The organism is Guyparkeria sp. (genome assembly GCF_041687595.1).
Classification (GTDB): domain Bacteria; phylum Pseudomonadota; class Gammaproteobacteria; order Halothiobacillales; family Halothiobacillaceae; genus Guyparkeria.
Genome location: NZ_JAWLBP010000085.1, coordinates 2,410 through 3,671, shown reverse-complemented (window position 1 = coordinate 3,671; position 1,262 = coordinate 2,410). Strand labels below are relative to the sequence as shown.

Annotated in this window: 1 protein-coding gene; it reads right to left on the bottom strand. The window is 63.9% G+C overall.

The annotated features are described in order from the left end of the window. Positions 1-191: 191 nt before the first annotated feature. The coding region (locus tag ACESL5_RS09510; RefSeq protein WP_372592542.1) for an ATP-binding protein at positions 192-1,262 on the bottom strand (1,071 nt) is incomplete at its 5' end.

Genomic DNA, 1,262 nt, shown 5'->3' with positions numbered 1-1,262 from the left:
CTGACGTATCTTGGAGCAACATCTGACGACCCTTAGGGAAAGCTTTCCATAAGGGTCGCGTAGAGACACCCGATGACCGATGGTGGCAGTCGCCGGCCCAAACCTGTCACCCAGCGGCGCACCATGAGGGGCTGGATGGCAATCCATTGCAGACAAGGACGAGCCCGTCGATGGCATGCGGCGCCAGACGCTTATGCGGACAGAACTTCCTTTAGTCTCTCAAGACGGAGCGGCTTCACGAGGTGCTCGTCGAAGCCCGCCTCCAGCGCCCGCTGCCGGTCCTCCTCCTGTCCCCAGCCAGTGACAGCGATGAGCCGAAAGGCCTGGTCAGCACGATCGGTACGCAACCGGCGCGCGACCTCATAGCCGTCCATGCCAGGCATCCCGATATCCATCAGGACATGCGTCGGCGGCCAGTCGCCAAAGATGCGGATGGCCTCTGCCCCATCGCGGGCGACCCGCACCTCGGCACCCAGCATCATGAGCAGAAGTTCCAGACTTTTGATGATGTCCTGATCGTCGTCGACCACAAGGACACGGCATTGCGTCGGCAGGACATCGAGTCCCATTGCCGCGTCAGTCGCTGCCGGCGCCGGCGCCACGGTGCTGTGACAGAGCGGCAGGTCGACGGTGAACCTGGCACCGCGCCCGGGACCCTCGCTGAACGCGCTGACTGTGCCACCATGCATCTCGACCAGTCCCCGCACCAGGGACAGGCCAATCCCCAGGCCGCTGGTAACGCCGGACTTGGCTTGGGAGAACATCTCGAAGATGTTGTCGAGCCCTTCCCGTGGAATCCCACGGCCGTCGTCCTGTACCTGAATCTCCACCCGCTCGCCGCGCGCCATCACGCGAACGTCGATATGTCCACCCGGCTCGGTGAACTTGACCGCATTGTTCAAGAGGTTCGCGATGCTTTGCACCAGCCGAACACGATCGCCCTCCACCATGAGCGGCTTCGAAGCCACGCTGACGGTGAACCGGCGATCGCCCTGGCTCAGTACGCTGCCGCTCATATCCAGCGCGTCATCGATGATCTCCGCCAGGTTGAGCCGCTCCTTGCGCAGCTGGATCTTCCCGCGGCTGATGCGGGAGACGTCCAGCAGGTCGTCGACCAGACGCACCAGGTGGCTGAGCTGGCGATTCATGATTTGTATGGGCTCCTCGCAGGCCGCAGCATCACCGCGCAGGGCGTCGACCAGGTCGAGGCCGGTGCGGATGGGTGCGAGTGGATTGCGCAGCTCGTGGGCCAGCGTGGCGAG